At 65.6% G+C, this 25,798-nt stretch carries 28 protein-coding genes; 10 read left to right on the top strand and 18 right to left on the bottom strand.

Annotated features, from left to right (window positions below; all coding sequences use genetic code 11):
• Positions 1-87: 87 nt before the first annotated feature.
• Positions 88-426, bottom strand: a complete 339-nt coding sequence (locus OIE68_RS32270) for a hypothetical protein (protein ID WP_327094756.1) — start codon at positions 424-426, stop codon at positions 88-90.
• 159 nt (positions 427-585) lie between these two features.
• Positions 586-1,203, bottom strand: a complete 618-nt coding sequence (locus OIE68_RS32265; protein WP_327094755.1) for a histidine phosphatase family protein — start codon at positions 1,201-1,203, stop codon at positions 586-588.
• Between OIE68_RS32265 and OIE68_RS32260 the strand changes: the two genes are divergently transcribed.
• A complete protein-coding gene (locus OIE68_RS32260; RefSeq protein ID WP_327094754.1) occupies positions 1,180-1,338 on the top strand; it encodes a hypothetical protein in 159 nt (52 codons plus the stop codon). The genes OIE68_RS32265 and OIE68_RS32260 overlap by 24 nt on opposite strands.
• A gap of 16 nt (positions 1,339-1,354) precedes the next feature.
• Here OIE68_RS32260 and OIE68_RS32255 read toward each other — a convergent pair whose 3' ends face one another.
• On the bottom strand, positions 1,355-2,062 hold the full coding sequence (locus OIE68_RS32255) for a helix-turn-helix domain-containing protein (protein ID WP_327094753.1): 708 nt from the start codon (positions 2,060-2,062) through the stop codon (positions 1,355-1,357).
• 108 nt (positions 2,063-2,170) lie between these two features.
• Between OIE68_RS32255 and OIE68_RS32250 the strand changes: the two genes are divergently transcribed.
• Positions 2,171-3,685 (top strand): MFS transporter, encoded by a 1,515-nt coding sequence (locus OIE68_RS32250; protein WP_327094752.1) that lies wholly within the window; start codon positions 2,171-2,173, stop codon positions 3,683-3,685.
• Positions 3,686-3,740: 55 nt separating this feature from the next.
• Here OIE68_RS32250 and OIE68_RS32245 read toward each other — a convergent pair whose 3' ends face one another.
• Both OIE68_RS32245 and lysX read right to left on the bottom strand, forming a co-directional pair.
• Complete coding sequence (locus tag OIE68_RS32245) at positions 3,741-3,968, bottom strand: hypothetical protein (RefSeq protein ID WP_327094751.1); 228 nt, start codon at positions 3,966-3,968, stop codon at positions 3,741-3,743.
• A 114-nt stretch (positions 3,969-4,082) separates the two neighbouring features.
• The gene (lysX, locus tag OIE68_RS32240; RefSeq protein ID WP_419150591.1) at positions 4,083-7,463 is read right to left on the bottom strand and encodes a bifunctional lysylphosphatidylglycerol synthetase/lysine--tRNA ligase LysX; all 3,381 of its coding nucleotides are present in this window, start codon (positions 7,461-7,463) and stop codon (positions 4,083-4,085) included.
• A gap of 219 nt (positions 7,464-7,682) precedes the next feature.
• On the opposite strand from lysX, the gene OIE68_RS32235 reads away from it, so the two are divergent.
• Positions 7,683-7,904 carry an RNA-binding S4 domain-containing protein gene (locus OIE68_RS32235; protein WP_327094750.1) on the top strand — a complete coding sequence of 74 codons (222 nt, stop codon included), beginning with the start codon at positions 7,683-7,685 and terminating at the stop codon, positions 7,902-7,904.
• A gap of 10 nt (positions 7,905-7,914) precedes the next feature.
• Here the strand turns inward: OIE68_RS32235 and rraA are convergent, their stop codons facing one another.
• The 9 genes from rraA to OIE68_RS32190 form a co-directional block, all read right to left on the bottom strand.
• Positions 7,915-8,376 carry a ribonuclease E activity regulator RraA gene (gene rraA, locus OIE68_RS32230; protein WP_327101893.1) on the bottom strand — a complete coding sequence of 154 codons (462 nt, stop codon included), beginning with the start codon at positions 8,374-8,376 and terminating at the stop codon, positions 7,915-7,917.
• A 219-nt stretch (positions 8,377-8,595) separates the two neighbouring features.
• Positions 8,596-8,961: a DUF5313 family protein gene (locus OIE68_RS32225; protein ID WP_327094749.1), complete on the bottom strand. Its 366-nt coding sequence runs from the start codon at positions 8,959-8,961 to the stop codon at positions 8,596-8,598.
• A gap of 63 nt (positions 8,962-9,024) precedes the next feature.
• Positions 9,025-9,405 carry a DUF5313 family protein gene (locus tag OIE68_RS32220; RefSeq protein WP_327094748.1) on the bottom strand — a complete coding sequence of 127 codons (381 nt, stop codon included), beginning with the start codon at positions 9,403-9,405 and terminating at the stop codon, positions 9,025-9,027.
• Between the two features lie 44 nt (positions 9,406-9,449).
• Positions 9,450-9,908: an SRPBCC family protein gene (locus OIE68_RS32215; protein ID WP_327094747.1), complete on the bottom strand. Its 459-nt coding sequence runs from the start codon at positions 9,906-9,908 to the stop codon at positions 9,450-9,452.
• A gap of 57 nt (positions 9,909-9,965) precedes the next feature.
• Positions 9,966-10,904: a copper resistance D family protein gene (locus tag OIE68_RS32210; protein WP_327094746.1), complete on the bottom strand. Its 939-nt coding sequence runs from the start codon at positions 10,902-10,904 to the stop codon at positions 9,966-9,968.
• 13 nt (positions 10,905-10,917) lie between these two features.
• Positions 10,918-11,457 (bottom strand): copper resistance CopC family protein, encoded by a 540-nt coding sequence (locus OIE68_RS32205; protein WP_327101892.1) that lies wholly within the window; start codon positions 11,455-11,457, stop codon positions 10,918-10,920.
• A 91-nt stretch (positions 11,458-11,548) separates the two neighbouring features.
• Complete coding sequence (locus OIE68_RS32200; protein ID WP_327094745.1) at positions 11,549-12,205, bottom strand: YcnI family protein; 657 nt, start codon at positions 12,203-12,205, stop codon at positions 11,549-11,551.
• Between the two features lie 42 nt (positions 12,206-12,247).
• Entirely contained in the window at positions 12,248-12,787 is a 540-nt protein-coding gene (locus tag OIE68_RS32195) for a hypothetical protein (RefSeq protein WP_327094744.1), read from the bottom strand.
• Positions 12,788-12,795: 8 nt separating this feature from the next.
• Positions 12,796-13,446, bottom strand: a complete 651-nt coding sequence (locus OIE68_RS32190; protein ID WP_327094743.1) for a DUF6474 family protein — start codon at positions 13,444-13,446, stop codon at positions 12,796-12,798.
• A gap of 452 nt (positions 13,447-13,898) precedes the next feature.
• Here OIE68_RS32190 and OIE68_RS32185 point away from each other — a divergent pair, with 452 nt between their 5' ends.
• The 4 genes from OIE68_RS32185 (at position 13,899) to OIE68_RS32170 (ending at position 19,186) form a co-directional block, all read left to right on the top strand.
• Positions 13,899-15,572, top strand: coding sequence for a TM0106 family RecB-like putative nuclease (locus OIE68_RS32185; RefSeq protein WP_327101891.1), 1,674 nt, complete (start codon positions 13,899-13,901; stop codon positions 15,570-15,572).
• A 21-nt stretch (positions 15,573-15,593) separates the two neighbouring features.
• Positions 15,594-17,549, top strand: a complete 1,956-nt coding sequence (gene htpG, locus OIE68_RS32180) for a molecular chaperone HtpG (RefSeq protein WP_327094742.1) — start codon at positions 15,594-15,596, stop codon at positions 17,547-17,549.
• 247 nt (positions 17,550-17,796) lie between these two features.
• Positions 17,797-18,279, top strand: coding sequence for a GNAT family N-acetyltransferase (locus OIE68_RS32175; RefSeq protein WP_327094741.1), 483 nt, complete (start codon positions 17,797-17,799; stop codon positions 18,277-18,279).
• A 91-nt stretch (positions 18,280-18,370) separates the two neighbouring features.
• Positions 18,371-19,186, top strand: coding sequence for a class I SAM-dependent methyltransferase (locus OIE68_RS32170; RefSeq protein WP_327094740.1), 816 nt, complete (start codon positions 18,371-18,373; stop codon positions 19,184-19,186).
• 196 nt (positions 19,187-19,382) lie between these two features.
• On the opposite strand, the gene OIE68_RS32165 is transcribed toward OIE68_RS32170, so the two are convergent.
• The gene (locus OIE68_RS32165) at positions 19,383-20,150 is read right to left on the bottom strand and encodes an SDR family NAD(P)-dependent oxidoreductase (RefSeq protein WP_327094739.1); all 768 of its coding nucleotides are present in this window, start codon (positions 20,148-20,150) and stop codon (positions 19,383-19,385) included.
• Between the two features lie 214 nt (positions 20,151-20,364).
• Between OIE68_RS32165 and OIE68_RS32160 the strand changes: the two genes are divergently transcribed.
• Both OIE68_RS32160 and OIE68_RS32155 read left to right on the top strand, forming a co-directional pair.
• Positions 20,365-21,288, top strand: a complete 924-nt coding sequence (locus OIE68_RS32160) for an SDR family NAD(P)-dependent oxidoreductase (protein WP_327094738.1) — start codon at positions 20,365-20,367, stop codon at positions 21,286-21,288.
• The gene (locus OIE68_RS32155; RefSeq protein WP_327094737.1) at positions 21,289-21,963 is read left to right on the top strand and encodes a TetR/AcrR family transcriptional regulator; all 675 of its coding nucleotides are present in this window, start codon (positions 21,289-21,291) and stop codon (positions 21,961-21,963) included.
• A 126-nt stretch (positions 21,964-22,089) separates the two neighbouring features.
• Here the strand turns inward: OIE68_RS32155 and OIE68_RS32150 are convergent, their stop codons facing one another.
• From OIE68_RS32150 to OIE68_RS32140, 3 genes are all read right to left on the bottom strand, one after another.
• Positions 22,090-22,812 carry a TMEM165/GDT1 family protein gene (locus tag OIE68_RS32150; protein WP_327094736.1) on the bottom strand — a complete coding sequence of 241 codons (723 nt, stop codon included), beginning with the start codon at positions 22,810-22,812 and terminating at the stop codon, positions 22,090-22,092.
• Positions 22,813-23,321: 509 nt separating this feature from the next.
• Positions 23,322-23,849, bottom strand: coding sequence for a hypothetical protein (locus tag OIE68_RS32145; RefSeq protein WP_040685718.1), 528 nt, complete (start codon positions 23,847-23,849; stop codon positions 23,322-23,324).
• 314 nt (positions 23,850-24,163) lie between these two features.
• Positions 24,164-24,787, bottom strand: coding sequence for a superoxide dismutase (locus tag OIE68_RS32140; protein ID WP_040685719.1), 624 nt, complete (start codon positions 24,785-24,787; stop codon positions 24,164-24,166).
• 285 nt (positions 24,788-25,072) lie between these two features.
• Between OIE68_RS32140 and msrA the strand changes: the two genes are divergently transcribed.
• Positions 25,073-25,780 (top strand): peptide-methionine (S)-S-oxide reductase MsrA, encoded by a 708-nt coding sequence (gene msrA / locus OIE68_RS32135; protein ID WP_327101890.1) that lies wholly within the window; start codon positions 25,073-25,075, stop codon positions 25,778-25,780.
• The last annotated feature ends 18 nt before the right edge of the window (positions 25,781-25,798 follow it).

Genomic DNA, 25,798 nt, shown 5'->3' with positions numbered 1-25,798 from the left:
TCCGAGGCGATAGTCCCAGACAAAAGCGCAGGCCACCCCTTCCGCATGGAGGGGTGGCCTGCGCTTTTGCTGAACGACCTGGACTGGTTAGCCAGCCGATCCGGTCGACGGCAGGGCCGGTACACCCGGCAGCAGCGGCGGCTGTCCGGGGCCATTGTGCCAATCGCCGCCGGGGCCATTGTGCCAATCATCGGGTCCGCGACCGTCATGGTCGCCGCGACCGTCCCAATCACCATGATGGTGGCGATCGATTTCGGTGCCTTGCAACGGAATCTGGTCCGATACTGTCTGAACCGTCGGCACGGACGAATCGGCCGTGGCCGCGGATGCGGTGACCGCGAGCGCGCTGAGCGGAATTGCGGCCAACGCGCCTGCGATCGCAACGTGAGCGAAACCACGCCTGAAGGTCGATGTCTTGGTGAGCAAAACGGATTCCTTTCCTCGGACGATGAGTCGCTGGTTGGTTCGAGCGACCTTTCAGTAGTCGCTGCGGCGGCTCACCGGTCCAATACAAGGCTCCGTCACTGGGATTGGGGTGCGATCTATCTGCCAGTCGGCTGTGAAGGCCAAGTCTGTGAACAACCGTCAGGGTTGCTGTGAAATATTGCGCGGCAACAAATCCCAGACGTGGCCGTTCTCGTTGATGGTCGCCGCGGTGCGGCGGCCGCTGCGGGAGAACAGGATCCGGGTGATCGAGCAATAGTCGATCGGGAAGGTGAGCGGCCGGGCCAGGCCGAGCACCTCCTGCAGGAGCACATTGATCACCCCGCCGTGCGCGAAGACGACCACCGTATCCGCGGGATCGGTGTACGCGGCGATCGAAGTAATGGCGTCGCGGACCCGGGTGATAAACGCGGGCGCGTCGATCTGTTCGGGCAGATGTCCGGACTTGATCCGCTCGTAGACGGCCGCGAATTCGACCTTGGCATCCTCGATCGGAATATAGGAGGGCAGGTCGCGATCGTATTCGGCCAGATCGTCGATCACATCCACCGGAAGCCCGAGCTTCGCCGCGGTTGGCTCGGCCGTCTCGCGCGCCCGCAGCTGCGGACTGCTCACGATCCGACTGATCCGATGCTGCCCCAACGCCGCAGGCACTCGTTCTGCCTGCTCTAGGCCGACGGGCGCCAACCCGGGATCGGCCGGCCCACCGGAGGCTTGCACCCGCAATGGCTGAGCATGACGAACGAATATCAACTGCACCCCGCCCACTCTGCCGTATCCGGACTCCGCACCGATATCAGGGTGAATCAGCGCCTCGCTGCTGCCTGGTCGGCACTGAAGCTGAGCGTGCCGTTCGACATCGATATCGATCTCACCGACATCGATCGACTTTGACCACTCGACCTCGTGGTCAGGTCGTCGGAGTTCCCTTGCACTCCGCCGGAACTTCGAAGAAGTCGATGAAGTGTTCGGCGGCGGGGAGGTCGCCGGATATCTTCGCCTCGCCGGTGGCGATGGTGTCGGCCAAAGGGTGGCCGTCGAAGACTATGGCGACGAAGGCGGGGACGGTCGTGTGGATGGTGGTGGCCGCGCGGCCGGTGGCGCCGCGGGTGATGGTAAAGGTGCCGTCGGCGACCATAGCGTGGAATTCGTCTGTGCCGGAATCGGATCCGGTGAAGTGCAGGTCGTAGTCCGTGTGCACGCCCGCGGCGGATTCGGGCTTGAAGAAGTTGCGCAGGGTGACCACCAGGGAGTCGGTGGATACCTCGGAGCAGCGGTAGCTGTTGGGGGAGCGGGCGCCCCAGCGGTTGAGCGCCATGATCACCGAATCGAGTTCGCGACCCCAATCGGTGAGGTCGTAGACGGCGGCGCCGACCGGCGGCGGCAGCTTGCGCTTGTGTACGACGCCGATCTGGACGAGTTCCTCGAGCCGCTGCGAGAGCACATTGGGACTGATGCCGGGCAGTCCGGCGCGCAGATCGGTGAAGCGCTTGGGGCCCAGGAGTAGTTCGCGTACCACGAGCAGGCTCCAGCGCTCGCCGACGAGGTCGAGCGCGCGGGCGGCACCGCAGGCGTCGTGGTAGCTGCGCTTGGCGCGCTGCTCCGGGGCAACAGTCATGAGCTACAGCATATCAGTCGATTCTTCAACTGAATTAATTAGTTGTCTTTTAGGACTAAGTGTTGCTAGCGTGCCACAGTAACGATCTTCGGGTGGAAGGCGTCTGTGGTGACGGAAGCAAAAGAACGACATAGACAGGTGGGGGACGCCCCGGCCGGTTCGGACAGCAAGCGCTGGCTCGCCCTCTATGTGTTGTGCGGCGGCATGCTGATGATCGTGCTCGATGCGACGATCGTGAATGTCGCGCTCGCGGACATCCAGACCGACCTGGGCTTCACCGCATCAGGTCTGGCCTGGGTGGTGAACGGATATCTGATCTCCTTCGGCGGCCTGCTCATGCTGGCCGGCCGACTCGGTGACCTCATCGGTCGCCGCACCATGTTCCTGTCCGGACTGGCGGTCTTCACCCTGGCCTCGGCGCTGTGTGGTGCGGCCGTCAACGAGGTGACCCTTATCGCGGCCCGCTTCCTGCAGGGCATCGGCGGCGCCATGACCTCGGCGGTCATCCTCGGCATGATCTTCGCGATGTTCCCGGATCCGCGCGAGCAGGCCAAGGCGATCGGTCGCTACGCCTTCGTCGCGTCGGCCGGTGGTGCGATCGGCCTGCTGCTCGGCGGTTTTCTGACCGCCCTGGACTGGCGGCTGATCTTCCTGGTCAACCTGCCGATCGGCATCGCGGTCGGCCTCGGCGCGCTGAAGATCCTGGACAAGGACAAGGGCGCCGGACTGAAGGACGGCGCGGATGTGCCCGGCGCCGTGCTGATCACGGCGGCGCTGATGCTCGGTGTCTACACGATCGTCAAGCCGGCGGCGGAATACGGCTGGACCGATCCGGTCACGCTCGGGCTCGGCGCGGCCGCGCTGGTGCTGCTCGCCGGATTCATCGCGCGGGAGGCGACGGCGGCCACCCCGCTGATGCCGCTGAAGATCTTCCGCTCACGGAATCTGTCCGGCGCCAATGTGATCCAGGTGCTGACCGTGGCGGGCATGTTCGGCATGTTCTTCATGGGTTCGCTCTACCTGAAGCAGGTGCTCGGCTATTCGCCGATCCAGCTCGGCACGGCCTTCTTCCCGGTCGCGGCGATCATGGGTCTGCTGTCGGTGCGCTACTCCGAACATCTGGTGATGCGCTTCGGCGCCCGTAAGGTGCTGATTCCCGGTCTGCTGCTGATCCTCGTCGCACTGCTCTGGTTGACCCAGGCGCCGGTGGACGGCAACTACTGGATCGACATCTTCGGCCCGATGGCGCTGTTCGGCACCGGTGCGGGTCTGGCCTTCCCGTCGCTGATGAATCTGGCGATGTCGGGGGTCGAGCCGCAGGAGGCCGGGCTGGCCTCTGGTCTGGCCAACACCACCATGCAGGTCGGTGGTGCACTCGGCCTGGCGGTGCTGGCCACACTGTCGGCGAGCAAGACCGAACATCTGTTGAAGGACGGTGTCGCCGCAAACGTGGCGCTCACCAACGGATTCCACCTGGCGTTCTGGATCGGCGCCGCACTGGTGGTCGCCGCGCTGGTCGCGGCGGTGGTGGTGCTGAAGTTGGTGCCGGCGCAGCCGCACGACGAACTCGATGATGAACTGCTGCTCGAGGCCGAGGTGGCCTCCGAACGCACCGCCATCTAGTCCGAAATACCGAAACGGCCCGGTTCGCGATGCGAGCCGGGCCGTTTTCGTGGATTTACTGCTGCTTCTTGCGCTGGGTCAACAGGTAGATGCCGCCGACGATCAGGGCGACGACGACCAGGCAGCAGATGCCGCCGATGATCAGCCCACTGCTGCTCTTCTTCTTTTTCTTGGCCGCGAACTCCATCGTCGACGCCAACGTGTCCGAGCTGGTCCAGGTGTCCGCGCTTGCCCACACCTGCGGGTCCAGCAGAGCGGTGTTGGTCAGCAGGTCAAGATACATATGCATCCCCAGTGTCGAAGGTAACGGCCTCCTCCCGGGGCCGAATCATCAAGGCTACCGGGCGATTACCGTATGGGAAACTTTCTCCGGTTGCAATATTTCATAGTGAGATCCTCACCGCGGCTTCACCAATGGGAAGGGCAGCGTCTCGCGGATGCTACGTCCGGTGATCAACATGACGATGCGGTCAACTCCCATGCCCAAACCGCCGGTCGGCGGCATCGCATGCTCGAGCGCCTGCAGGAAGTCCTCGTCCAGCTCCATCGCTTCCGGATCGCCGTTGGCCGCGAGCATCGACTGTTCGGTGAGCCTGCGTCGCTGTTCGATCGGATCGGTGAGTTCGCTGTAGGCCGTACCCAATTCGACGCCCCAGGCGACCAGATCCCAGCGCTCGGTCACGCCGGGGATGCTGCGGTGCGCGCGGGTCAGCGGGGAGACCGAGGTGGGAAAGTCGATGTAGAAAGTCGGCTTCTCCGTATGGGATTCGACCAGATGCTCGTACATTTCCTGCACGACCTGCCCGGTATCCCAGCCGTGCTGATAGGGCACCTCCGCCTTATCGCAGAGTTCGCGCAGCTCGTCGAGCGTGGTCTGCGGGGTGATCTTGGTGCCGAGTACCTCCGATACCGCGCCGTGCACGGTCTTCACCGTCCACTCCCCGGAGATGTCCACCTCTTCGAAGGAGCCGTCCGGTTTGGGTCGCAGTGCCACCATCGAACCATTGGCGGCCTGTGCGGCGTTCTGGATGAGCTGGCGGGCCAGCTGCATCATCCGCTCGTAATCGGCATGTGCCTCATAGGCTTCCAGGCTGGTGAACTCCGGATTGTGGCTGAAGTCCACACCCTCGTTGCGGAAGTTGCGCCCGATTTCGAAGACCTTCTCCATACCGCCGACGCACAGCCGCTTGAGATACAGCTCGGGCGCGATCCGCAGATACAGATCCAGATCGTAGGCATTGATATGGGTGAGGAACGGTGTCGCATTGGCCCCGCCGTGCACCTTCTGCAGGATCGGGGTCTCCACCTCGAGATATCCCCAGGCGTTCAACGAATCCCGCAGCGAGCGCACCACCGCGGTCCGCTTGCTCAGCATCTCGCGGACCTCGGGATTGATCGCCATATCGACGTAGCGCTGACGCACCCTGGCCTCGGGATCGGCCAGACCCTTCCACTTGTCCGGCAGCGGATGCAGGCATTTGCCGATCATCCGCCAGTCCGCGGCCAGCAGCGAGAGTTCGCCGCGCCGACTGTGCCCGATCCGGCCGCTGACCTCGATGAGGTCGCCGAGGTCGAAGAATTCGCCGAATTCGGCGCTGCGTTCGACGCCGACCCGATCGCGGTCGATGACCAGCTGGATATCGTCGGTCCAGTCCCGGACCACCGCGAAGATCACACCGCCGTAATCGCGGATGCGCAGCAGTCGGCCGCAGACCCGCACCGTGGTTCCGCGCGGTGAACGACGCGCTGCCGCAACGGTATGCGTCGGGGGATAGGCGACCGGATAGGCGTCGACGCCGGCGGACGCGAGCCGGTCGAGTTTGTCCATGCGCACCCGCACCTGCTCCGGGCGGCGGGGAAGCTGTTCCACACCGACGTTGTCCGGCAGATCCGGCGGACTGCCGTCGGTGTGCAGTCCGGTGACGCCCGTGGGTACCGCACTGTGCAGACCGGTGTGGGTGATGGTCTCGGGTTCCTTGCCGAAGCGCGGTAGGAAGCCCTCGGCGAGCGCACTGGCGATGGCCACCCGAGGTAGTTGCCTGCGCTCCTCGAACAGGAAGAACCGGGGCACCCAGTATGGCTGATACTTCACATTCGACCGGTACAGCGCCTCCAACTGCCACCAGCGCGAAAAGAAAAGCAGCACACCGCGCCACAGCCGCAGCACGGGTCCGGCGCCGATACGTCCGCCCTCTTCGAAGACGGAGCGGAATACCGCGAAGTTCAGCGAAACCTTGGTGATGCCATGCTGTTCGGAGGTCAGCGCGAGCTGGGAGATCATCAGCTCCATGACACCGTTGGGGCCGTGTGGATCTCGACGCATCAGTTCGAGTGAAGCACCGGTGCGTCCCCACGGCACCAGCGACAGCATGCCGAGCACCCGCTCCTCGGGTTCGGATGAGCCAGCCGAAGGCTGTCCGTTGAGGGTGGTGGTGGGCTGGCGGGTGGGCTTGACCGCCTCGACCAGCAGGCAGTCGCCGTCCAGCCGATCGCCGAGGCGGCCGAGCGCCATGGAGAAGCCGCGCTCGGTTTCGGTATCGCGCCAGGCGTCGGCACGGGTGATCACCTGCCGGAATTCCTCGGCCGGAATATCGCGATGGCGGCGGATCCGCACGGTGATCCCGTGTTTGCGCAACCGATTCGCGGCCTGGCGGACCTGCTTCATCTCCGGGCCCGCGAGCGAGAAAGTCCTGGTGTCGAGAATGGCCTCGTCACCGAGGCGCAGCGCCGAAAGTCCGGCCCGCCGGTATGCCGTCGCACCGAGTTCGCTCGCGCCCATGACCGCTGGGGCCCAACCGAATTGGTCGGCCAACTGCAGCCACGCATCGATCGCCTGCGGCCAGGCCTCGCGAATACCGATCGGATCACCACTGGCGAGGCATACGCCCAATTCGACGCGATAGGTCAGCGCCGCCTTGCCACTCGGCGCGAACACCACGGCTTTATCGCGCCGGGTCGCGAAGTAGCCGAGCGAATCCTCGGTGTCGGCGCGCTCCAGCAGCCCGCGGATCGCGGATTCGTCGGTGCCGGTCATCGCATTGCCCGCACGTTGCGAACGCAGCAGGATGACCACCGCGGCCAGCAGCGCGATGGCGCCGAAGAGACCGAGCAGGAAGTTGACGAACGGGCGCGGATGGCCGTCGAAATGTTCGTTGTCCACCAGCACCGCGGCCGTCACCCGATAGACCGACCACAGCGGCCGCTGCACGCCGCGAGGCAGTGAACCGGGGAACAGTTCCACCAGACCCCAACCGAGCAGACAGCCGATGGCGAGACCGCCGGCCAGGACGCCCAACGCCTTCCAGCCAGCCCCCCGGCGCACCTTTGTGTAGAACTCCCGCCAGGACGCGAGCAGCACTCCGATCGCGGCGAGCTGCACCACTGCGGCCACCAGCGCGTGCATATTGCCCTCGTCGGCGAATTCGAGCACATTCGCCAGTGCGTAGAGCGCGATATAGCCGAGCAGCAACCACCAGGCGATTCGCTTGCGACTGGCCGTCGCCCCCGCGAGCAGACCGACCACCAGCGCCCACACGAGGCTGGTATCCGGTGCGTCGAAGTAGTACAGGTCGATGTAGCGACGCGGTACGTGCGTCAGATATCGCAGTCCGGGCGAAAGGCTCCACAGGAAGCAGAGCACGGCGAACACGCCAAGGAGCAGACCCGCGACATGCGGGACCTCGCGCAACCGTCCGTGTCCACGATGCGGAACCGGTGGTGCGGATCTTTCCGAGGGGGCTTCGGTGTCGATGTGTTGCCCGGCGTGCGTGGTTGTCACAGCACCAGTGTGTACGTTGCCGCGGTAGTGGTGCTCGAAGGCCGCCCGGGCATGTCGGTTATCGGAGCGTCAACGATGCGTTTCGGCCGTCTGTATTCGACTGCGGTGTTCACGGGTCCCTCCGTGGTTTCGCTGCGCTACCGTCTCCGGGCCCGTCGTTCGCGCCGCGGGCGGGGGTTGGATTTCCGGTTCGACGGCGACGGAGTAAGGATGTATCCCATGTCCGATGCAGTCGATGTGCCGATCGATGACGACGTCATTCGACTCGGCCAGTTCCTCAAGCTTGCCAATCTGATCGATTCCGGATCGGAGGCCAAGACCGTGATCGCCGCGGGTCTGGTACGGGTGAACGAGGAGGTGGAACTGCGTCGCGGACGGCAATTGCATGTCGGCGACATTGTGGCCATCGCCGGTCACAGGGTCAGGGTGGCGGCGGTCTAGTCGCTCGGTCTCAAGCACGGACCACGATGCCGTCGTGGTCGCTGTAGAGCATATGGCCGGGCACGAAAGTGACGCCGCCGAATTCGACCGGGATATCGCGGTCGCCCGAGCCGGTCTGTGTGCTCTTGCGCGGGTTGGTGCCAAGTGCCTTGATGCCGATATCGAGCGTGCGCAGGATGGCCGAGTCGCGCACCGCACCGTTGACGATCACGCCGGACCAGCCGTTGGCCACCCCGCGTCCGGCGATGATGTCGCCGACCAATGCGGTGTGCACGCTGGCGCCGCCGTCGACGACGAGCACGCCGCCGTTGCCCGGCTCGCCCAGTGTTTGCTTGACCAGCAGGTTGTCCTGGAAGCAGCGGATCGTGGTGATGCGCCCGGAGAATTCCGCACGCCCGCCGAACTGGATGAACTGCGTATCGCAGCTACGGATTTCGGGGCCGATCTCGTCGGCGAGGTCCGCGGTGGCAATAGTGTTCACTGTGACATTCTGCCGCGCCTGCGGCGCGGCGTGTTCGCGGCCCCCTGGTGTCTCGCGTCCGAGCCGTCGAGACTCGCGCCTGCGGCGCATGCGCTTCGACGGCTCGGACGCGAGACGGGCCGCGAACGGTCGCTCGTAAGACTCGCTCCGTCGTGGTCGGGTGGGTGCGTATGGTTAGCATCCACCGGCGAGCGCTGTGCAAACCCGTTGCTAGCGGTGCCCGTAATGCATCTCGTATTTCATCCGCTCGGTTTCGCGCATCTTGTTGTGGTTGATCCACTCCTGATCGATGCCGTGCTGGCTCAGCCGGAACCGACGCCAGACGTAACTGAGCGACACCGTGAACACGATCAGCGGCACGATCATCATGACGATCATGCCGATCTTCAACCCCATCGGGCCGGGGAACAGCAACCACAGCGCGAAGAACGGGATGAACGGTACGAGGAAGCGGACGAGGTAGCGTTCCATGGCCCCGTGCCCGACAAGGTCGTGGATGACCCACTCGTGCAGCTCCTCGGGGAGCTCGCGACCGAGATCGTAAGCGATCCGTTGGCCTAACGTGGGACGCTTCATATGTTCAGGCTATGCCCGTGAGATGCATCACGGCCAGGTTCGGCGAATATTCGGCAGCCGAATTCAAGCGCGACCGTGGCGGCGTTCATAGGCCAGCCGCTCGGTTTCCGCACGCTTCCTGGACGCGGAGTCGGCCAGTGCCGGATCGAGGCCGTGCTTGACCAGACGGGCCCGGCGATACACGTACATCAGTGCCGCGGTGAAATAGATCAGCGGCAGATACAGCAGGGCCATCATCGCCAGGCCCATCCACTTCGGTCCGGGTACCAGCAGGAACAGGCTCAGCACCGGAATCATCGGAATGAGGAAGCGTGTCAGATAGCGCCGTGCAGCGCCGGGGCCGGTCAGATCCTCCAGCACCCAGGCCGACATCGACTCCGGCAGCGTGCGCCCGCAGATGTAGGCGATGCGCTGTGGAAAAGTCGGTGTCGTGCGGTCAGCCATAGTGCACAGCATCCTCCGGCCGGGCCGGCCTGGACAAGTTCCGGCTAGCTTTGCCTGCTGGCGTGGAATTCGGCGATCTGGGTGGTCAGGTTGTGCGTGGAGTGTTTGACGGCGAGCTTCACGAACGGCTCGATGGTCTTGCCGAGCACCTTGCCCGCGATTCCGCCCGGCACGCGATAGTCGACGATCGCGTCGACCGTGCAGCTATCGGTGCCCTTGGCGTGGAACAGGAAGGTGGATTCGATTTCGAAACCCTTGATCGACTTCACCGCGATCGCGTAGTTCTCCTCCCACCGCACGACCTGCAGGCGCGAATGCAGAGCGGCGGGACCGAGTTTGATGGTGCCGTCGAAAGTCGCGCCGACACCCTCGATCTGCTCGGTGATCGGCGTGAAGTCCTGGACCTCGGTGATGAAACGCGACAGATTCCGGTAGTCGTTGACATACGCGAAGGCTGTTTCGGCCGAAGCCGCACAGTCTTCGATGATCTTCACCTCGGTCATGGCACAACTGTAACGGGTTGCTATCGGCCCGGCAGCGGGTGCTTGCATTTGCAAGCGTCAAGCGGTGACCGCCAGGGTCGCCGCCAGTCCGAAGGCCACGGCCATCACCGCCACCTCGATGATTGCCCGACGCAGTGAGGATTCGGCAGGCATTCGATGTCCCGTCGCCTGCGGTACCCAGTTCCGTCGCCACCACCAGCCCAGCGCCAGCAATCCAACCAGCACAAGGGTTTTCGCCAGCAGAATGCGGCCGTAGCCGGTCGTCACGAAGGGAGCGATCCCGCCGACCCGCACCAACCCGTTGACCAGGCCGGTGACCGTGACGATGCCGACCAGCGGCAGCGCCACCGCCGAATACCGGGGCAGCGTCACCGCCCACTCACCGCGGGTGCGCACCACCAGCGCCAGCGCGATCAGCAGCCCGAACCAGGACGCCGCCGCCAGCGCGTGCACCGCCGCGAGCACCGAGCCGAACGGCTGCTGCGACATATGTCCGGTGATCGGCCGCAGCGCGAGCGCCACTGCGGCGAAGACCAGCACCAGATCGGCCGACGCGGTCTCCGGTCGCCGGAACGCCATCGCCGAATAGCAGGCGACCGCACCGCTGCCGATCAGTACCGCGATACCGACCTGACCGCCGCTGATCTCGACCAGGAAATTGCCGAACTGCCCAGCGCTGAGCTTGCCGATGGGCACGCCGACGACGGCGGCCGCCTCGAAGACGAGCACTGTGAATTCGGTGACACACCAGATCCCGGCCAGTACCGCGAGCACCCGCCACGGCGGCCGGAGCCGATCGTGCAGTCGGGGCAATGCGGCCAGTCCGAGCACGGTGGCCCCGGTGCAGTCCGCCAGCACCCGGATGACGCTCTCGGTCTGCGCGGGGGCCGGGACAGCCAGGATCAGCGCGAGCGCCACCCCGAGCAGCCCGGCCGGGCCGACCAGCAGCAGCGCTTGCGCATTTCCGCCGCCGGTCGTCCGCTGCGCCTTGTTCACCCGTGTGCTCTTCTCACCGCTGCGATTTGCGGCTCCTGCCGCCGAACAGGGCGAATGCCAGACCACCGCCGAACAGGACGACCGCGCCGATGATGAAGACCCACAGCGGAATTCCGCCGGAATCGTCGCTGCCGCCGGAGTTGTGCTGGCTGTCGGCCTTCGGGCCCGGGGTCCCGTTGCCCGCTTTGGTGAGGGTGAAGGTCCGCTCGCCCTTGACCGGATGACCGTCGGCGGAGGTGACCCGGTATCCGATCTTGTAGACGCCGGTCGGGCCGAGTTCGCCGACCGCGACGCTCACGGTCGGGCCGTCCACCTTCGGATCGCCCTTGGACCACAGATTCCCGTCCGGACCCACCACGGTGAGTGCCGGAAAGCTTTCCTGCAGGGGCTCGTTGAAGGTGATGCTCACCCGCTCGGGACCGGTTTCGATGCTCGCGCTGTCCGCGGGCACGCTGCTGACCGGCGTCGAATGGGCCGATGCCGTCGCGGCCGCGAGCGCGCCCATGCTCAGCAAGAGCAGGCTCGCGACCAGCCCGGCGACCATGCGACGCATGGCGATGCCGCTCATGCCTCCGCCTCGCTGGCGCTCGGCTCCGGCACGAGCGGCAGCCCGGCTGTGTTCATTGTTCGCTCGCTGCGCTCGCTCATGCCCGGCGTCCGCGGATCACATTGCCGAGACCGAGCGCCACGCCGAGCAGGCCGAGCGCGAGTCCGATGCCGCCGAGCCAGCGCGCGGTGTTGTCGGTGTCCTTCGCCTTCTCGGCTGCGGCCGAACTGCCGACGTGGTGGTCGTCATGGCCGTCGCCGGTGGCAGCCGCGAGGGTGAGCGTCGGTGCCGGATGCTCGGGTTCGGAACCGTCCGAGCCCATCGGCTGATCCCACTTGACGACCTTGCCGTCGCTATAGGTCTGGGTGGCCGGGAAGGTGACCTCGTCCTGGGTCGGCAGCGGGCCGACCGAGAGGACGAAGCGCTGGAACTGGCCGGGACGAACACCGGGCGTGCCGGGATCGGCGGTCCAGGTGACCGAGGTGGCCTCGGCCTTGTCATTGCGGTCGACCTTGGAGCTCCAACCCGGGATGGGTTCGGTGCGGGCGCTCTTGAGGTTGGGCAGGGCGACGGTGAGTGCCGTGGTGTTCGCGGTCTCCGATTCGGTCGGGACCTTGAAGGTGATCACCGAGTAATTGCCCTGCGTCGCACCGGGTGCGTCGGCGGTGACGTGTGCGGAGGCGGTGCCCCCCGCGAGGAGAACGAAACCGGCGGCGGCGACCGCCGTGCAGGCGCGCGTGATCTGCGTACGCATGGGTGAAGAGCTTTCTGTCCGAAGGGGTTTGGGTGTGGCGGTTCAGGCCGACACCGGTGGCGCGCGCGGACCGATCGCGCCGTTCGGATGAAAGCGGTAGTGCCGGAGAATCGAATCGGACCAGCGGACCGGGCGGGTGACCGCGAGCGGTGATCCCGCTGTGGAAACCGCGCGAATGACGCTGGACGCCAACGCATAGAGCCGCTCGGCCAAAAGGATCAGTGCGACGCAGCCGAACGTTGCGACCAAGTGCGCCAACAACATCCAGCCCGTGGGCAGGTATGGGTCGAATTGCGGTACGGCGGTGTGGCTATGGGGGTGGTCGATCAGCCCGGATAGCACCGCATGTCCGGCGAGCTGTCCGAGCGCGAGCGGACCGAGCACGGCCCAATGCGCGATGGCGCCCCGGTGCAGCCGTCCCGCAGCCCAACCTGTTAGCGCTGAAACAAGCAGCAGCAGTGCGGATTCGGCCGAATCCGGAAATCCGCCACCCGCCGCACCGTGTGCGGCGATGGCGAGCGCACCGACCATGCCGCCGACCAGACAGCCACGCGGGCTGCCGGAGGGCTGGCCGGGAGACATCGGATGGATCAGCTGACGCCGAGGCGCGCCAAGACGTCCGCCTCGATACCGGACAGCTCGCTCGAGATCGACGCGTGTACGGCGCGACGACGCGGTGTGGGCATCTGCTCCGCGGTCCGAATCGCGGCGGTCAGATTTCCGAGTCGATCCTGGGTGGCGGTAACGAAATTCTGGGTCTCGCCCTTGTTCGCCTTGCCGCCGGACTGCGTGCCGATCTTGTCAAGGGCCGCTTCGGTATTGGAGATCCGCGCCTGCAGCCGGCCGCCGTGGCCGCTGAAATCACCGAGCTGTTCGACGCCGATGCCGAGCTGATGCGCCCGACGGGTATCGATCCGGCCGCGGATGTAGGTCGCGGCGCGGTAGGCCAGCGGTGCGAGTACGGGCACCAGCACCCGGGCGACACCGAGGTACTTGCGGACCTGGCTCGCAGTGAACGGATCCCGCTCGGCCTTGGCGGCCACCTTCAGTGCGGCCTTCTCCTCGGCTTGCAGTGCGGCGATCTGCGCCTTGGCGACCTTGCTCTGGGTGCGGGCCTCCGCGCGCCGGGCTTTGCGGTCGTTCTTGGCGCCGAGTTTCGCCTCCATGGCGGCTTTGTGCTTGAGGGCCTTCGCCTCGGCCCTGCGGCTCGGCCGCCGCTTGCGCTTCGTGAACAACCCCATCGAAGGCCCTCCGTGATGCTCGTTCGCAATTGGCAGTACGACGTCGGGGAACGCTCGTCCGCCCATGCCACACGTGTCGCAAGTACCCTAGCCTGTGTCATATTGCCGCGCCTACGGCGCTGGGTGTTCGTCTCCCCTGGCGTCTCGCCGCCGACTCTTTCGCGACCTGCGAGCAGTCGCTCGCGGTGCCGTCGAGACGCACGCCTGCGGTGCATGCGCTTCGACGACGTCACTCTGCAGACTCGGTCCGAGCGGGTCGGGTTGGTAGCGAATCATTCGTTGCCCCCTGCTACCGATTCACCTGTCCCCGCAGCAGGTCGTGTCATGCGGTTCACAGAGTTGTCAGGGGTCTGGACCATACTGCGTATGTGTATTCGGGCAGCGGTGACCGCGACGGTCGCAATCACGAAGGCGTAGCCGACGAGCGGCAGGCCGAGGTGAGTGCTGCGTCGATGCCCGTCGAGCCGGCCGCATTCGTCGATGCCAGAGCATTGATCGGGTGTCGGCACCGATTGCATTTGAATTCCGCGCATCCGAACCTGCTGACCGGGGTGATCGAGGATGCCGGGGTCCGTCAGCGCCGGGAGGCCGCGACCGCGCATCGCACCCGGGTGCGTGAGGCGCTGATCGCCGCGGATCCGGACAACTGGGTGGTGATCGATCCGACGCTGCGCGCGGGGGAGCGGGCCGCGGCCACGATGCGCGCGTGTGCCGAAGGCGCACAACACATCTGGGGCGGACTGCTGCCACAGGAACCGGATACCGGCCGCCGCGGTGGTTCGGAGATCCTGCTGCGTGACCGCGATCGTGGCGGCTACATCCCGGTCATCGTGGTCAATCACAAGGTCACCGACCCGCGCCAGCCCGAACCGGCCGATTTCCACCCGACCACCTCGGATCCGTATCACTGGGATCCGCAACCGGATCCGCATCGCAAACTGCGCCAGCAGCCCCGCGATCAACAGCGGCTCGCGCATCTGTACCGCATGCTGCAGCGCCACGGTCTGGCCAGTCCGGCGCTGGTCGGCGGCGTGATCGGCTACCACTTCGACCGCATCCTGGTGCACGATCTCGGCCCGCTGCTCGCCGATTACGACCGGCGCTATGCCGATCGAATCGCGGTGGTGCGCGGGGAATTGCCAACAGTTCCGTCGAAGGTGCCCGAATGCCGCCAGTGCCCGTGGTGGACGCGCAAGGCGCCCGCCGATGAGGCGCAGGTCGCGGGCCAGAGTTGCGAGGGCTGGCTGATCGAGCACCGGGACGTGAGCCTGGTCGCGCCCGGTTCCCGCGCGGAGGTGCTGCGCGGACACGGCGTCGAGACCATCGACGATTTGGCCGCCTGGGTCGGCGACGATCCGGAGGACTGGCAGCACGGCCCGTTCGACGAGGCCGTGGTGACCGCCCGCGCCTGGCTCGCGGGCGCGCCGCTGGTGCGCCGGGTCGAGCGGGTCTGGGTGCGCCGGGCCGATGTCGAGGTGGACGTCGATCTGGAGAGCTTCCAGGAGTACGGCGCGTATCTGTGGGGCACGCTGCTCGACGGCGTGTACCGCCCGTTCGTCACCTGGGATCCGCTGCCCACCGAAGATGAGGGCCGCTCCTTCGGCGAGTTCTGGACCTGGCTGATGACGGTGCGCGCCGAGGCCGTCGCGGCCGGGAAAACCTTCGCCGCCTACTGCTATTCGCGTACCGCCGAGGACAAATGGCTCTACGAATCGGCGCGTCGGTTCGCGGGTAAGCCCGGGGTGCCGACGGTCGATCAGGTGCGCGCCTTCGTCGACGGACCGCAGTGGGTGGATATGTTCCAGGCCGTCTCCGATCAATTCATCTGCCCGAATGGCAAGGGGCTCAAGAAGATCGCGCCGGTGGCCGGGTTCTCCTGGCGCGATCCCGAGGCGGGCGGTGAGGCGTCGATGAGCTGGTATCGGCTGGCCGTCGGCTACGAGGGCGAACCCGAGCTGAGTCAGCGCACCCGGCTGCTGGAGTACAACGAGGACGATGTGCGGGCCACCATGGTGCTGCGCGAATGGATGCATCCCCGGCCCACACGGGCGGATGATCCCCACCGCGCCGACATCGAAGTGCCCGGCTTGGCCGACTTCGGGCAGATGTCGGCGGATGTCGGATAGGCGCGGCGGTACCATCGCGACGTGACAGAGCACGTCGAACAACTCGAGTTCCAGGCAGAAACCCATCAGCTGCTCGAGCTGATGATCCATTCGGTCTACTCCAACAAGGACACGTTCCTGCGGGAGCTGATCTCGAATGCCTCTGACGCGCTGGACAAGCTGCGGCTGGAGTCCTTCCGGGATAAGGATCTGCACGTCGACACCGCCGATCTGCATATCGAGCTGGAGGTCGACAAGGACAACCGGATCCTGACCGTCAGGGATAACGGCATCGGCATGTCCCGCGCCGAGGTGGTCGATCTGATCGGCACCCTGGCCAAATCCGGCACCGCGGAGCTGCGCAAGAAACTGAACGAGGCGAAATCCGAGGCGGCCGCCGAGGAGCTGATCGGCCAGTTCGGCATCGGCTTCTATTCGACCTTCATGGTCGCCGACAAGGTCACCCTGACCACACGCAAGGCGGGCGAGACCGAGGGCACCCGCTGGGAGTCGGCCGCGGGCAGCTCGACCTACACCATCGAAACCCTCGACGAGGCCCCGCAGGGCACCGCCGTATCGCTGCATCTCAAGACCCCGGACGAGGACGACCACCTCTTCGACTACACCCTGGAGTGGAAGCTCCGCGAGATCGTCAAGAAGTACTCGGACTTCATCGCCTGGCCGATCCGCATGCAGGTCGAGCGGACCGTCACCGAGGGGGAGGGTGAGGAGAAGACCGAGAAGACGATTCTCGAGGAGCAGACCCTCAACTCCATGAAGGCGCTGTGGACCCGCCCGAAGAGCGAGGTCAGCGACGAGGAGTACAAGGAGTTCTACAAGCACGTCAGCCACGGCTGGGACGATCCGCTGGAGATCATCCCGATGAAGGCCGAGGGCACCTTCGAGTACCAAGCACTGCTGTTCGTTCCGTCGCACGCACCCTTCGACCTGTTCACCCGCGAGCACAAGCGCGGTGTGCAGCTCTACGTCAAGCGGGTGTTCATCATGGACAACTGCGAAGAGCTCATGCCGGAATACCTGCGCTTCGTCAAGGGTGTGGTGGACGCGCAGGACCTGTCGCTGAATGTCTCCCGCGAGATCCTGCAGCAGGACCGGCAGATCCAGATGATCCGCAAGCGCCTGGTGAAGAAGGTGCTCTCGACGGTCAAGGAACTGCAGGGCGCGGAGGATCAGGAGAAATACCAGACGTTCTGGAAGGAGTTCGGGCGCGTCCTCAAGGAGGGCCTGCTGTCGGACTTCGACAACCGCGAGACGCTGCTGCAGGTCTCCTCATTCGCCTCGACCAACTCCGAGGAAGAGCTGACCTCCCTCGCCGCCTACGTCGAGCGGATGCAGGACGGCCAGGACGCCATTTACTACATGACCGGCGAGACCCGTCAGCAGGTCGAAAGCTCCCCGCATATGGAGGCCTTCAAGGCCAAGGGCCGCGAGGTGCTGATCCTGATCGATCCGGTCGACGAGATGTGGGTCGGTTCGGTAACCGAATTCGACGGTAAGCCGTTGCAGTCCATCGCCAAGGGCGAGGTCGATCTGGAGACCGAGGAGGAGAAGAAGGCCACCGAATCGCTGCGTGAACAGCAGGACAAGGACTTCGCCGAAGTGCTCGGCTGGCTCGGCAAGACCCTGGACAATGTCAAGGAGGTGCGCCTGACCAACCGGCTCACCACCTCGCCGGCCTGCCTCGTCGGTGATGTTTTCGACTTCACCCCGATGCTGGAGCGCATGTACCGCGCCTCCGGTCAGCTGGTGCCCGAGTCCAAGCGGATCCTCGAGCTCAACCCGACCCACCCGCTGGTCACCGGTCTGCGCGACGCCTACGACACCCGCCGGGACGACGCCGACGCGGGCAAGGTTCCCGAACTCACCGAGACCGCCGAATTGCTCTACGGCACAGCGGTTCTCGCCGAGGGCGGCGAACTCAAGGATCCGGCCCGCTTCGCTCAGATCCTCACCGAGCGCCTGACCCGCACGCTCTGAAGGTCGACCTGCGAAGAATCGGGGACACATAACCAGTGAGCGGCTCACGTAGGTTCTCCAACCTGTGTGAGCCGCTCACCAGGTCTGCGACGACCCGCAAGGTTGTCGGACAAGACAACTGATTTCCGTGGCACATGGGTAACTCATCGGGGACAGGCTAAGCCCTGCACCGATTCACCGCTGGGCGCCAACGCGACTATCGTGGCACTTGATCTGGCTTGAATATGCGGGAGGCGGGCTAGCTGACGTGCCGAATGCGAACGGGCCGGTCATCCGGGCCGCACGTGCCGATGACTACGACGCCATCGCCACCGTCATCGATGACTGGTGGGGACGCTCGGTGTTACCGCACCTGCCCAGGTTGTTCCTCGATCATTTCTACCGAACCAGCCTGGTCGCCGAGGTGCCCGGCGCTGGATGGCGGGAACCGACCGAATGGCTGGCCGGATTCCTGATCGGCTTCCTCTCGCCGTCGGAATCCGATGAGGCCTACATCCACTTCGTCGGCGTCGATCCGCAGTCCCGCAAGAGCGGCCTCGCGCGCGAGCTGTACGAGCGGTTCTTCGCGATCGCCAGGGCGAATGACCGGCACATCGTGAAGGCGATCACCGCGCCCGGCAATGACGCGTCGATCGGCTTCCACCGGCATCTGGGCTTCACCGTCGCCGGACCGGTGCGTGATTACAACGGACCGGGTCATCACCTGATCACCTTCGAACGCAAGATCTGATCTGCTTGGCGCACAGCGAGATCGGCCGGAGTTGGTAGGTTCCGGGGGTACTGCCCGGTTAGCCTTGGACGGTCGAAAGGATCGTCAGCTGATGTCTGGTAACCCGCTTGCCGCCGCCGAGCCGTGGGATCTCGTTGCCGACGGATATGCCGAATTCGGACCCGCGATCATGGCGCCCTTCTCCGCTCGCGCACTAGAACTGGCCAGCCTTTCGGCGCAATCACAGATTGTCGATGTCGCGGCGGGGCCCGGCACGCTGAGTCTGCCCGCCGCCGAGCGGGTGGCACAGGTATCGGCTATCGACTTCTCCGAGCCGATGATCCAGCGACTCACCGAGGACGCCCGCACAGCTGGGCTGACCAATATCGAAACACGGGTGGGGGACGGGCAGGCGCTGCCGTTCGACGACGACAGCTTCGATGCCGGTTTTTCGATGTTCGGGCTGATGTTCTTCCCGGATCGGGCCAAGGGCTTCGCAGAATTGTTCCGGGTACTGCGTCCCGGTGCCACCGCCGTGGTGTCGAGTTGGGCACCGGTGGCCGAATCGACGCTCATGCGAATGATGTTCGGCGCCTTCGCCGCCGCCGATCCGACCATCTCCGAACCCCTGCCCAACTTCCTCAACCTGGAAAATCCGGAGGTCTTCGCGACCGAGATGCGCACCGCGGGCTTCGCCGGGGTGAGCATCCAACGCCACACCAGCACGCTCGGTTTCGCCGACTCCGACGAGATGTGGGAAACCATGGTGCGCAGCAGCGCCCCGCTGCTGCTGATGCGTCGCACCGTCGGCGAGCAGGTCTGGGCCGAACGCGTCGCACTGATGCGCGCCTACCTCGCCGTCAACTACCGCCCGAACAAGCCCCTGTCCACCACGGCATTCCTCGGCATCGGCCACAAACCGAGCTAGTCCGCCTCCCCGGATATTCAGGCCATAGCAGTTGGGTGCCACGATCGTCGGTCGTAGGGCCGGCGGTCGTGGCACCCATTCGGCTTTTGGGCGTACCCGATGAGGTACCGATGTACTTACGAAATCAGTTGTTGCGCTGGGCTCCTTTGGAGCCCGCGGTTCGAGGCCATAACCGATCTCGGCTGAGGTCGGGCTCTTAGCGGGGAGCCATGCGCAGGGCGCCGTCCATGCGGATGGTCTCGCCGTTGAGGTAGTCGTGCTCGACGATGTACTGCGACAGCTGCGCGTACTCGTCCGGGCGGCCCAGGCGCGACGGGAACGGCACACCGGCCTCGAGGCCCTTGCGGTACTCCTCGGTGACACCGGCGAGCATCGGGGTGTCGATGATGCCGGGGGCGATGGTGTTCACGCGGATGCCGAACTGGGCCAGGTCACGCGCGGCCGGGACGGTCATGCCGTGCACGCCACCCTTGGAGGCCGAGTACGCGATCTGGCCGATCTGGCCCTCGAATGCGGCGACCGAGGCGGTGTTGATGATCACGCCGCGCTGGCCGTATTCGTCGACGGTGTCGGTCTTGGCGATCGCGTCGGCGGCCAGGCGCATCACATTGAAGGTGCCGAGCAGGTTGACGGTGATGACGGTGCGGAACAGCTCCAGATCGTGCGGGCCGTTCTTGGACAGGATGCGTCCGGCCCAGCCGACACCGGCGCAGTTCACCACGATGCGCAGCGGCGCACCGGATTCGACGATCTGCGCGACGGCGGCGGCAACCTCGTCGTTGCTGGTGACGTCGGCGGGGATGAGGGTGACACCGTCGGGCACGTTATCCCCGGCGCGCTCGATGGATTGGGGTACGTCGAGTCCGAAGACGGTTGCGCCCAGGTCGGCGAAACGCTTGGCAGTGGCGGCGCCGAGGCCGGATGCGCCTCCGGTGATGATGGCGGCGGAACCCGAAATCTCCACGATGGTCCTCTCGTTCGTGACAGCCAGTTGGCCCTTCGTCAATTGCACCCTAACCGGTGCAGTATGAGAGGCCGATCACGGCTCCCTTGCACCCGATGCCAGCCCTCCATAGCACTGTCGGATAAACAGAAAATTATTTGCGAACATATGTGTTCGCGGCTGGTATCGTCGCAGCTATGCAGCATCGCGAAGCGATTCGATGAGAGGCGGCCGGGTGACGGGTGCGCACCTGTTTTCCACCGCGTCCGTCGCCGGGCGCCGGATTCTGATCACCGGCGCGGCGCGCGGTATCGGCGCCGCACTGGCGCGGCAGTTGCACGCGAAAGGGGCGAAAGTAGCGCTGCTCGGGCTGGAGGCGGATCTGCTCGCGGAGGTTGCGCACGAATGCGGGGACGCGCCGTGGCGCTATTGCGATATCGCCGATCACCGGCAGGTGGAGCGGGTGGTGAGCACGCTGGTCACCGAACTCGGCGGGCTGGATGTGGTGGTGGCCAATGCCGGGATCGCCAAACAATTGGCGCTGCTCGGCGGGGATCCGGCGGTCATGGAGGAGACGCTGGCGGTCAATGTGCTCGGCGTCTACTACACGTTGCGCGCCGCCGGACCGCACATCTGTCATCCGGACGGGTATGCGCTGGTCATCTCGTCGCTGGCGGCCGCTGTAAATCTGCCGTTGGTCGGGGCATACAGCGCATCGAAGGCCGGGGTGGAGGCGCTCGGTAATACGTTGCGGCACGAGGTCAGGCACACCGGCGCGAAGGTCGGGGTCGCGTATTTCGCCGAACTCGATACCGATATGACCGCGCGCGGCTTCGGCACCGCCGCAGCGCGGGCCATTCTCGGCCGGTCCACGGTGTCGGGAGTCGCACCGCTCGGTCCCGCGATCGATGCGGTCGAGCGTGCCATCGCCCGGCGCAAACGTCAGGTGGTATCGCCGTGGTGGGTGGCGGTGGCGCTGCCGTTCCGGCCGATCGCCCAGCGGGTGATCGATATGGCGCTGCGGCGCGGGGTGGCGCGGGCGTTGGAGATCGCGCGGACCGAAGAGGCACCGTTCACCACCGACCAACCGGACCGACCCCGCAAGATGGAGCGACCGGCGTGGCCGGATATCGCCCACCCGACCCCTCGGAGCCACTGAATGACCGAATCCGCAAGCAGCGCACGCCAACTCCCGCGGGGGCGACACGGCCTGCCGAGGGAGGAGGTGATTGCCTCGCAGCGCGAGCGGATCCTGAGTGCGATGGCCGAGGCCATGGTCGAGAACGGATACGTCGGGACCTCGGTCGCTGTCATCCTGAAGCGGGCCGGGGTTTCGCGGGAGACCTTCTACGAGCAATTCCGTTCCAAAGAGGATTGTTTCGAGGCCGCCTACGAGCGGGCCGTCGAACTGCTGATCGCGAATATCGCGAATGCGATCAGCGGCGATGCGCGGGATGCCGCGAACCCGGCCGATCCGGATCGGATGGGCCGCATCCTCGAGGCGTACTTCGACGGACTGATCGCCGAACCCGCATACGCCCGCCTCTACCTCGTCGAGGTCTACGCGGTGGGTTCGAAGGCGGTCGCCCGCCGCGCCCAATTGCAGGAATCATTCGTCACCATGATCGCCGACGTCCTCGACGCCCGCACCGACCAACAGCGCTTCGCCTGCCAAACTCTCGCCGCCGCCGTCAGCGCCATGGTCACCGCCCGCATAGCCGTCGACGACCTCCCCAGCCTCCGAGCCCTCCGCGAACCCCTACTGGACCTGGTGCGCCGCAGCGGTGATCTCTACGGCGAGGCGATACTGCGTCAGTCCGAAGTGCGGGCCTGAGCGCCCGCGGTCGGACCGTCCGCGCGTGGGCTACTTGCTGCGCTCGGCGGCGTGCAGCCCGTGCCGATGATGTCCAACGGCAAGCCGGGAGATACGTCCCGGAGGACGGGCTGGGAGCGTGACCGGTCAGCGCACCCTGTCGGCTTCAGGTGCCGGATCGTTGGGGATGCGTTCCGAATTTCGGCGTGCGCGGCGCGATCGAATCAGCAGGGCAATGCCTGCTGTGGCCGGGGCGAGGGTGGCGAGTGCGCCGCCGGTGAGTATGCCGAGGTCGGGGCGGGCGGCGGTGAGCAGGCTCGCGGTGCCGAAGTAGAGGAACAGCAGGCCGGAGCAGATACCGATGACATGTTCTGGGAGATGCTTGCCGACCAGGATGCCCGCGGCGATGGCGAGGGCGTCGGCGGCGACCATGCCGATGGTGGAGCCGATCCACACGCCGATCCAGCTGTTGTCGGTGGCCAGGGCTGCGGTGGCGAACATGGTCCGGTCGCCGAGTTCGGCGAGCAGGAAGGCCGAGAGGACCACGAAGAACGGCGCGGTCGTGGAACGCGGCGGCTTGGGTTCGGCCTCGGCATCATCGTCGCCGAAATGTTCGTGCAGGGTCCACAGGCCGACGGCCAGGAAGGTGAGCGCGGCGACCAGTGCGATGGCCCGGGTGGGCAGCGCGGCACCGAGGAAGTAGCCGACACCGACCGAGATCAGATGCACCGCCGCACTCGCGGTCGCAATGCCGCCGAGCACCACCCACCAGCGGTAGCGCAGCGCGAACGTCAACGCCATCAGCTGGGACTTGTCACCCAACTCGGCGAGAAAGACGATTCCGACGCTGAGCAATATCGTCGCGATCATATGGTCTGCACTCCCGGGCTCCGGCCTGCCGGCCGGAAGATCGGGTTACGCCTCCGGCCGACAACGAAATGGTTGTCTCGGCCGAAGGTCTCGCCCACCGGATCTACGCCGGTTCACGCTGCCGGGTCCGCGCCCTCGTGAGGCGGCGGACCAGTATGTCGACAGCGCGATTGCGGGCTACTCCCCTTCGCTGTCATCGACTGTACCCCCGCAGCCATACTCACGCCAAGCCGTTGTAATCGAAATCGCAATGCGCACAATAAGTTTGGTGATCCAATCGTCGATTTTCGGGTGTCCTGACAGATCCGGCAGCACGCGCTCATCCAAAAATGAGCTAGCCCTTGGCAATCAGCTCCGTGTCAGCGTATACCGGTCGGCAACCTACTACTCGGGCTTGCTCGGTACCGGACACTCCGCCGAAGATGCCGTCCGATTGCAGCGGCACGCACTGCGCAGCCGGATCACCTCGCACAAGGTGCGAGGTGGGCACTGGCTAGGCGAAGAGTGGTTCAGGCGGCCAGGAGCATGGCCAGAACCGCGGTATCGGGGTCGCTGATCGGATCCAGTCCGACCCGGCTCACCAAAGAGGTGACGGTGCCGTCGGATTCGGCCTCCGCCCACGCTGCCCGATGCTCCAACCCCAGATGCGGAACGCCGGGCAGGAGCACACAACCCGATGCCACGCCGACGCATTCCGGCAGCGATGGCCGGGTCTCCGAGGGCGGATGCAACATCAACAGCGCCGGCGGCACATGATCGGCGAACCGGCCGGGTTCCAGCGCCTGGTCGCCGAGCACCGGTCCCTCGGCGAGGACGAGCCCGACGGTGCCAGGTGCCGGATCATCCGGTAGCTCCTCGCGCACACCGAAGACCGTCGAGGTGGTCAGCAAGCCCGGATATGAGGCCACCCGCACGGCGAGCACGAGTACCTGCGCCCATTCCTTGGTGGTGTCGGGCCAACGTCCGGAGATGACGAACCCCCGCAGCGATCCGCGGGCCTGGAACGGCGTGATGCCGATGGGTCCGTTCGTATGCATGATGCCTCCCGTGATCGAACCGGGGGCGGCTTTGCCCGTCCTCGAACTGTGGATTCTCGAGGATGCGCCAAAACTCAGTTGGCACACAAGTACCAAAGAGTGCTAATCGGACAAACGAAGCATGCCGCGGGCGACGGCATCGGCGTCACACCGTGTTTCGAGCGAAGCGAGATCGAGCATGCACCGTTCGCGGCCCGGCTTGCGACCGAGTCGTCGAAGCGCATGCGACGCAGTCGCGAGTCTCGACGGCTCGGCCGCAAGCCACAAGGGGGCCGCGAACACGCAGCGCCGGAGGCGCTGCAATTGGGCTCGGCTCAGCCGAAGATGAGGCCCTTGGCCTGGCCGACGGCGCGCGCGAAGCGCTCCTGCACGTCTTCCCAGTTGACGACGTTCCAGAACGCGGTCACGTAGTCCGCCTTGACGTTCTTGTACTGCAGGTAGAAGGCGTGCTCCCACATGTCGACCTGCAGCAGCGGGATGATGCCCAGCGGCACGTTGGCCTGCTGGTCGTAGAGCTGGAAGGTCAGCAGCTTCTGGCCGAGGGTGTCATAGCCGAGCACCGCCCAGCCGGAGCCCTGCAGGCCGTTGGCCGCGGCGGTGAACTGCGCGCGGAACTTGTCGAACGAGCCGAACTGGTCGTCGATCGCGGCGGCCAGCTCGCCGACCGGCTTGTCACCACCGTTGGGGGAGAGGTTCTTCCACCAGATCGAGTGGTTGACGTGGCCGCCCAGGTGGAAGGCCAGGTTCTTTTCGTTCAGGAAGATCGCGCCGTGGTCGCCCGCCTCGCGTGCGGCCTCGAGCTTCTCCAGCGCGGTGTTGACGCCGGCGACATAGGCAGCGTGGTGCTTGGAATGATGAATCTCGTTGATCTGCCCGGAGATGTGGGGCTCCAGGGCGCTGTAGTCGTAATCCAGATCTGGCAACGTGTACTCAGCCACGATGTCCCTTCCTAATGTCTGGGCCGTGTGTGCCCTCGTCTCGAGCACACTCAACCATCATTCGTACACCCGCTCGTTTGCAACCGCGCTCCTTGCCCCCTCATTCCGGCGCCTAATTTTCCCGGTCCGCGCTGGACGCTTGACGGAACGACTGATTTCATAAGTACATGGGTAACTCGCCGGGTACGCCCAAAAGTCAACTGGGCACCGCACGCAGGACCTGAGATCAGGCCACGTGGCACTCGACTCGTATGGCCTGAATACGCGGAGAGGCGGATGAGCACCATGTCCTGGTACGACGAACTAGTCGGACGGGTCCGTCTTCCCGAGCCAGCGATGGTGACGCCGGAGCAAGCGCTGCCCGGTCGTCCCGACCCGATACTGGTCTCGGATACCCATTATGTGAACGGTCGGCCGATCTATCCGCCGTTTCCGGAAGGTCTGCAGGTCGCGGTGGTGGCCATGGGTTGTTTCTGGGGTGCGGAACAGGAGTTCTGGCTACTCGACGGTGTCTTCACGACCGCGGTCGGGTACGTCGGGGGCTATACCCGGAACCCGACCTACGAAGAAGTCTGCAGTGGGCGCACCGGCCATACCGAGGCGGTGCTGATCGTCTTCGATCCGAACGTCATCGAATACGCCGATGTGCTGCGCCGGTTCTGGGAGAACCATGATCCGACCCAGGGCATGCGGCAGGGCAACGATCGCGGCACCCAGTATCGCTCGGCGCTCTTCACCGTCGACGCGGCGCAGGCGCGGCTCGCGCACAGCACCGCGCAGACCTTCGGTGAGCGACTTGCTACCGCGGGCTACGGCGAGATCACCACGGAGATCACCGAACTGCCCGGACAGGGCGGCACGGATCCGCTGCGGGCGCTGCCCGAGTTCTTCTACGCCGAGGGTTACCACCAGCAGTATCTGGCCAAGAATCCCGGCGGCTACTGTCCGGTGCACGCCACCGGCGTCAGCTGTCCGGTCGGTTCGGGTGCCTGAAACACAACCGCACACCCG

This window comes from Nocardia vinacea, assembly GCF_035920345.1.
GTDB classification, from domain to species: domain Bacteria; phylum Actinomycetota; class Actinomycetes; order Mycobacteriales; family Mycobacteriaceae; genus Nocardia; species Nocardia vinacea_A.
This window is presented reverse-complemented; position numbering and strand designations above follow the sequence as displayed.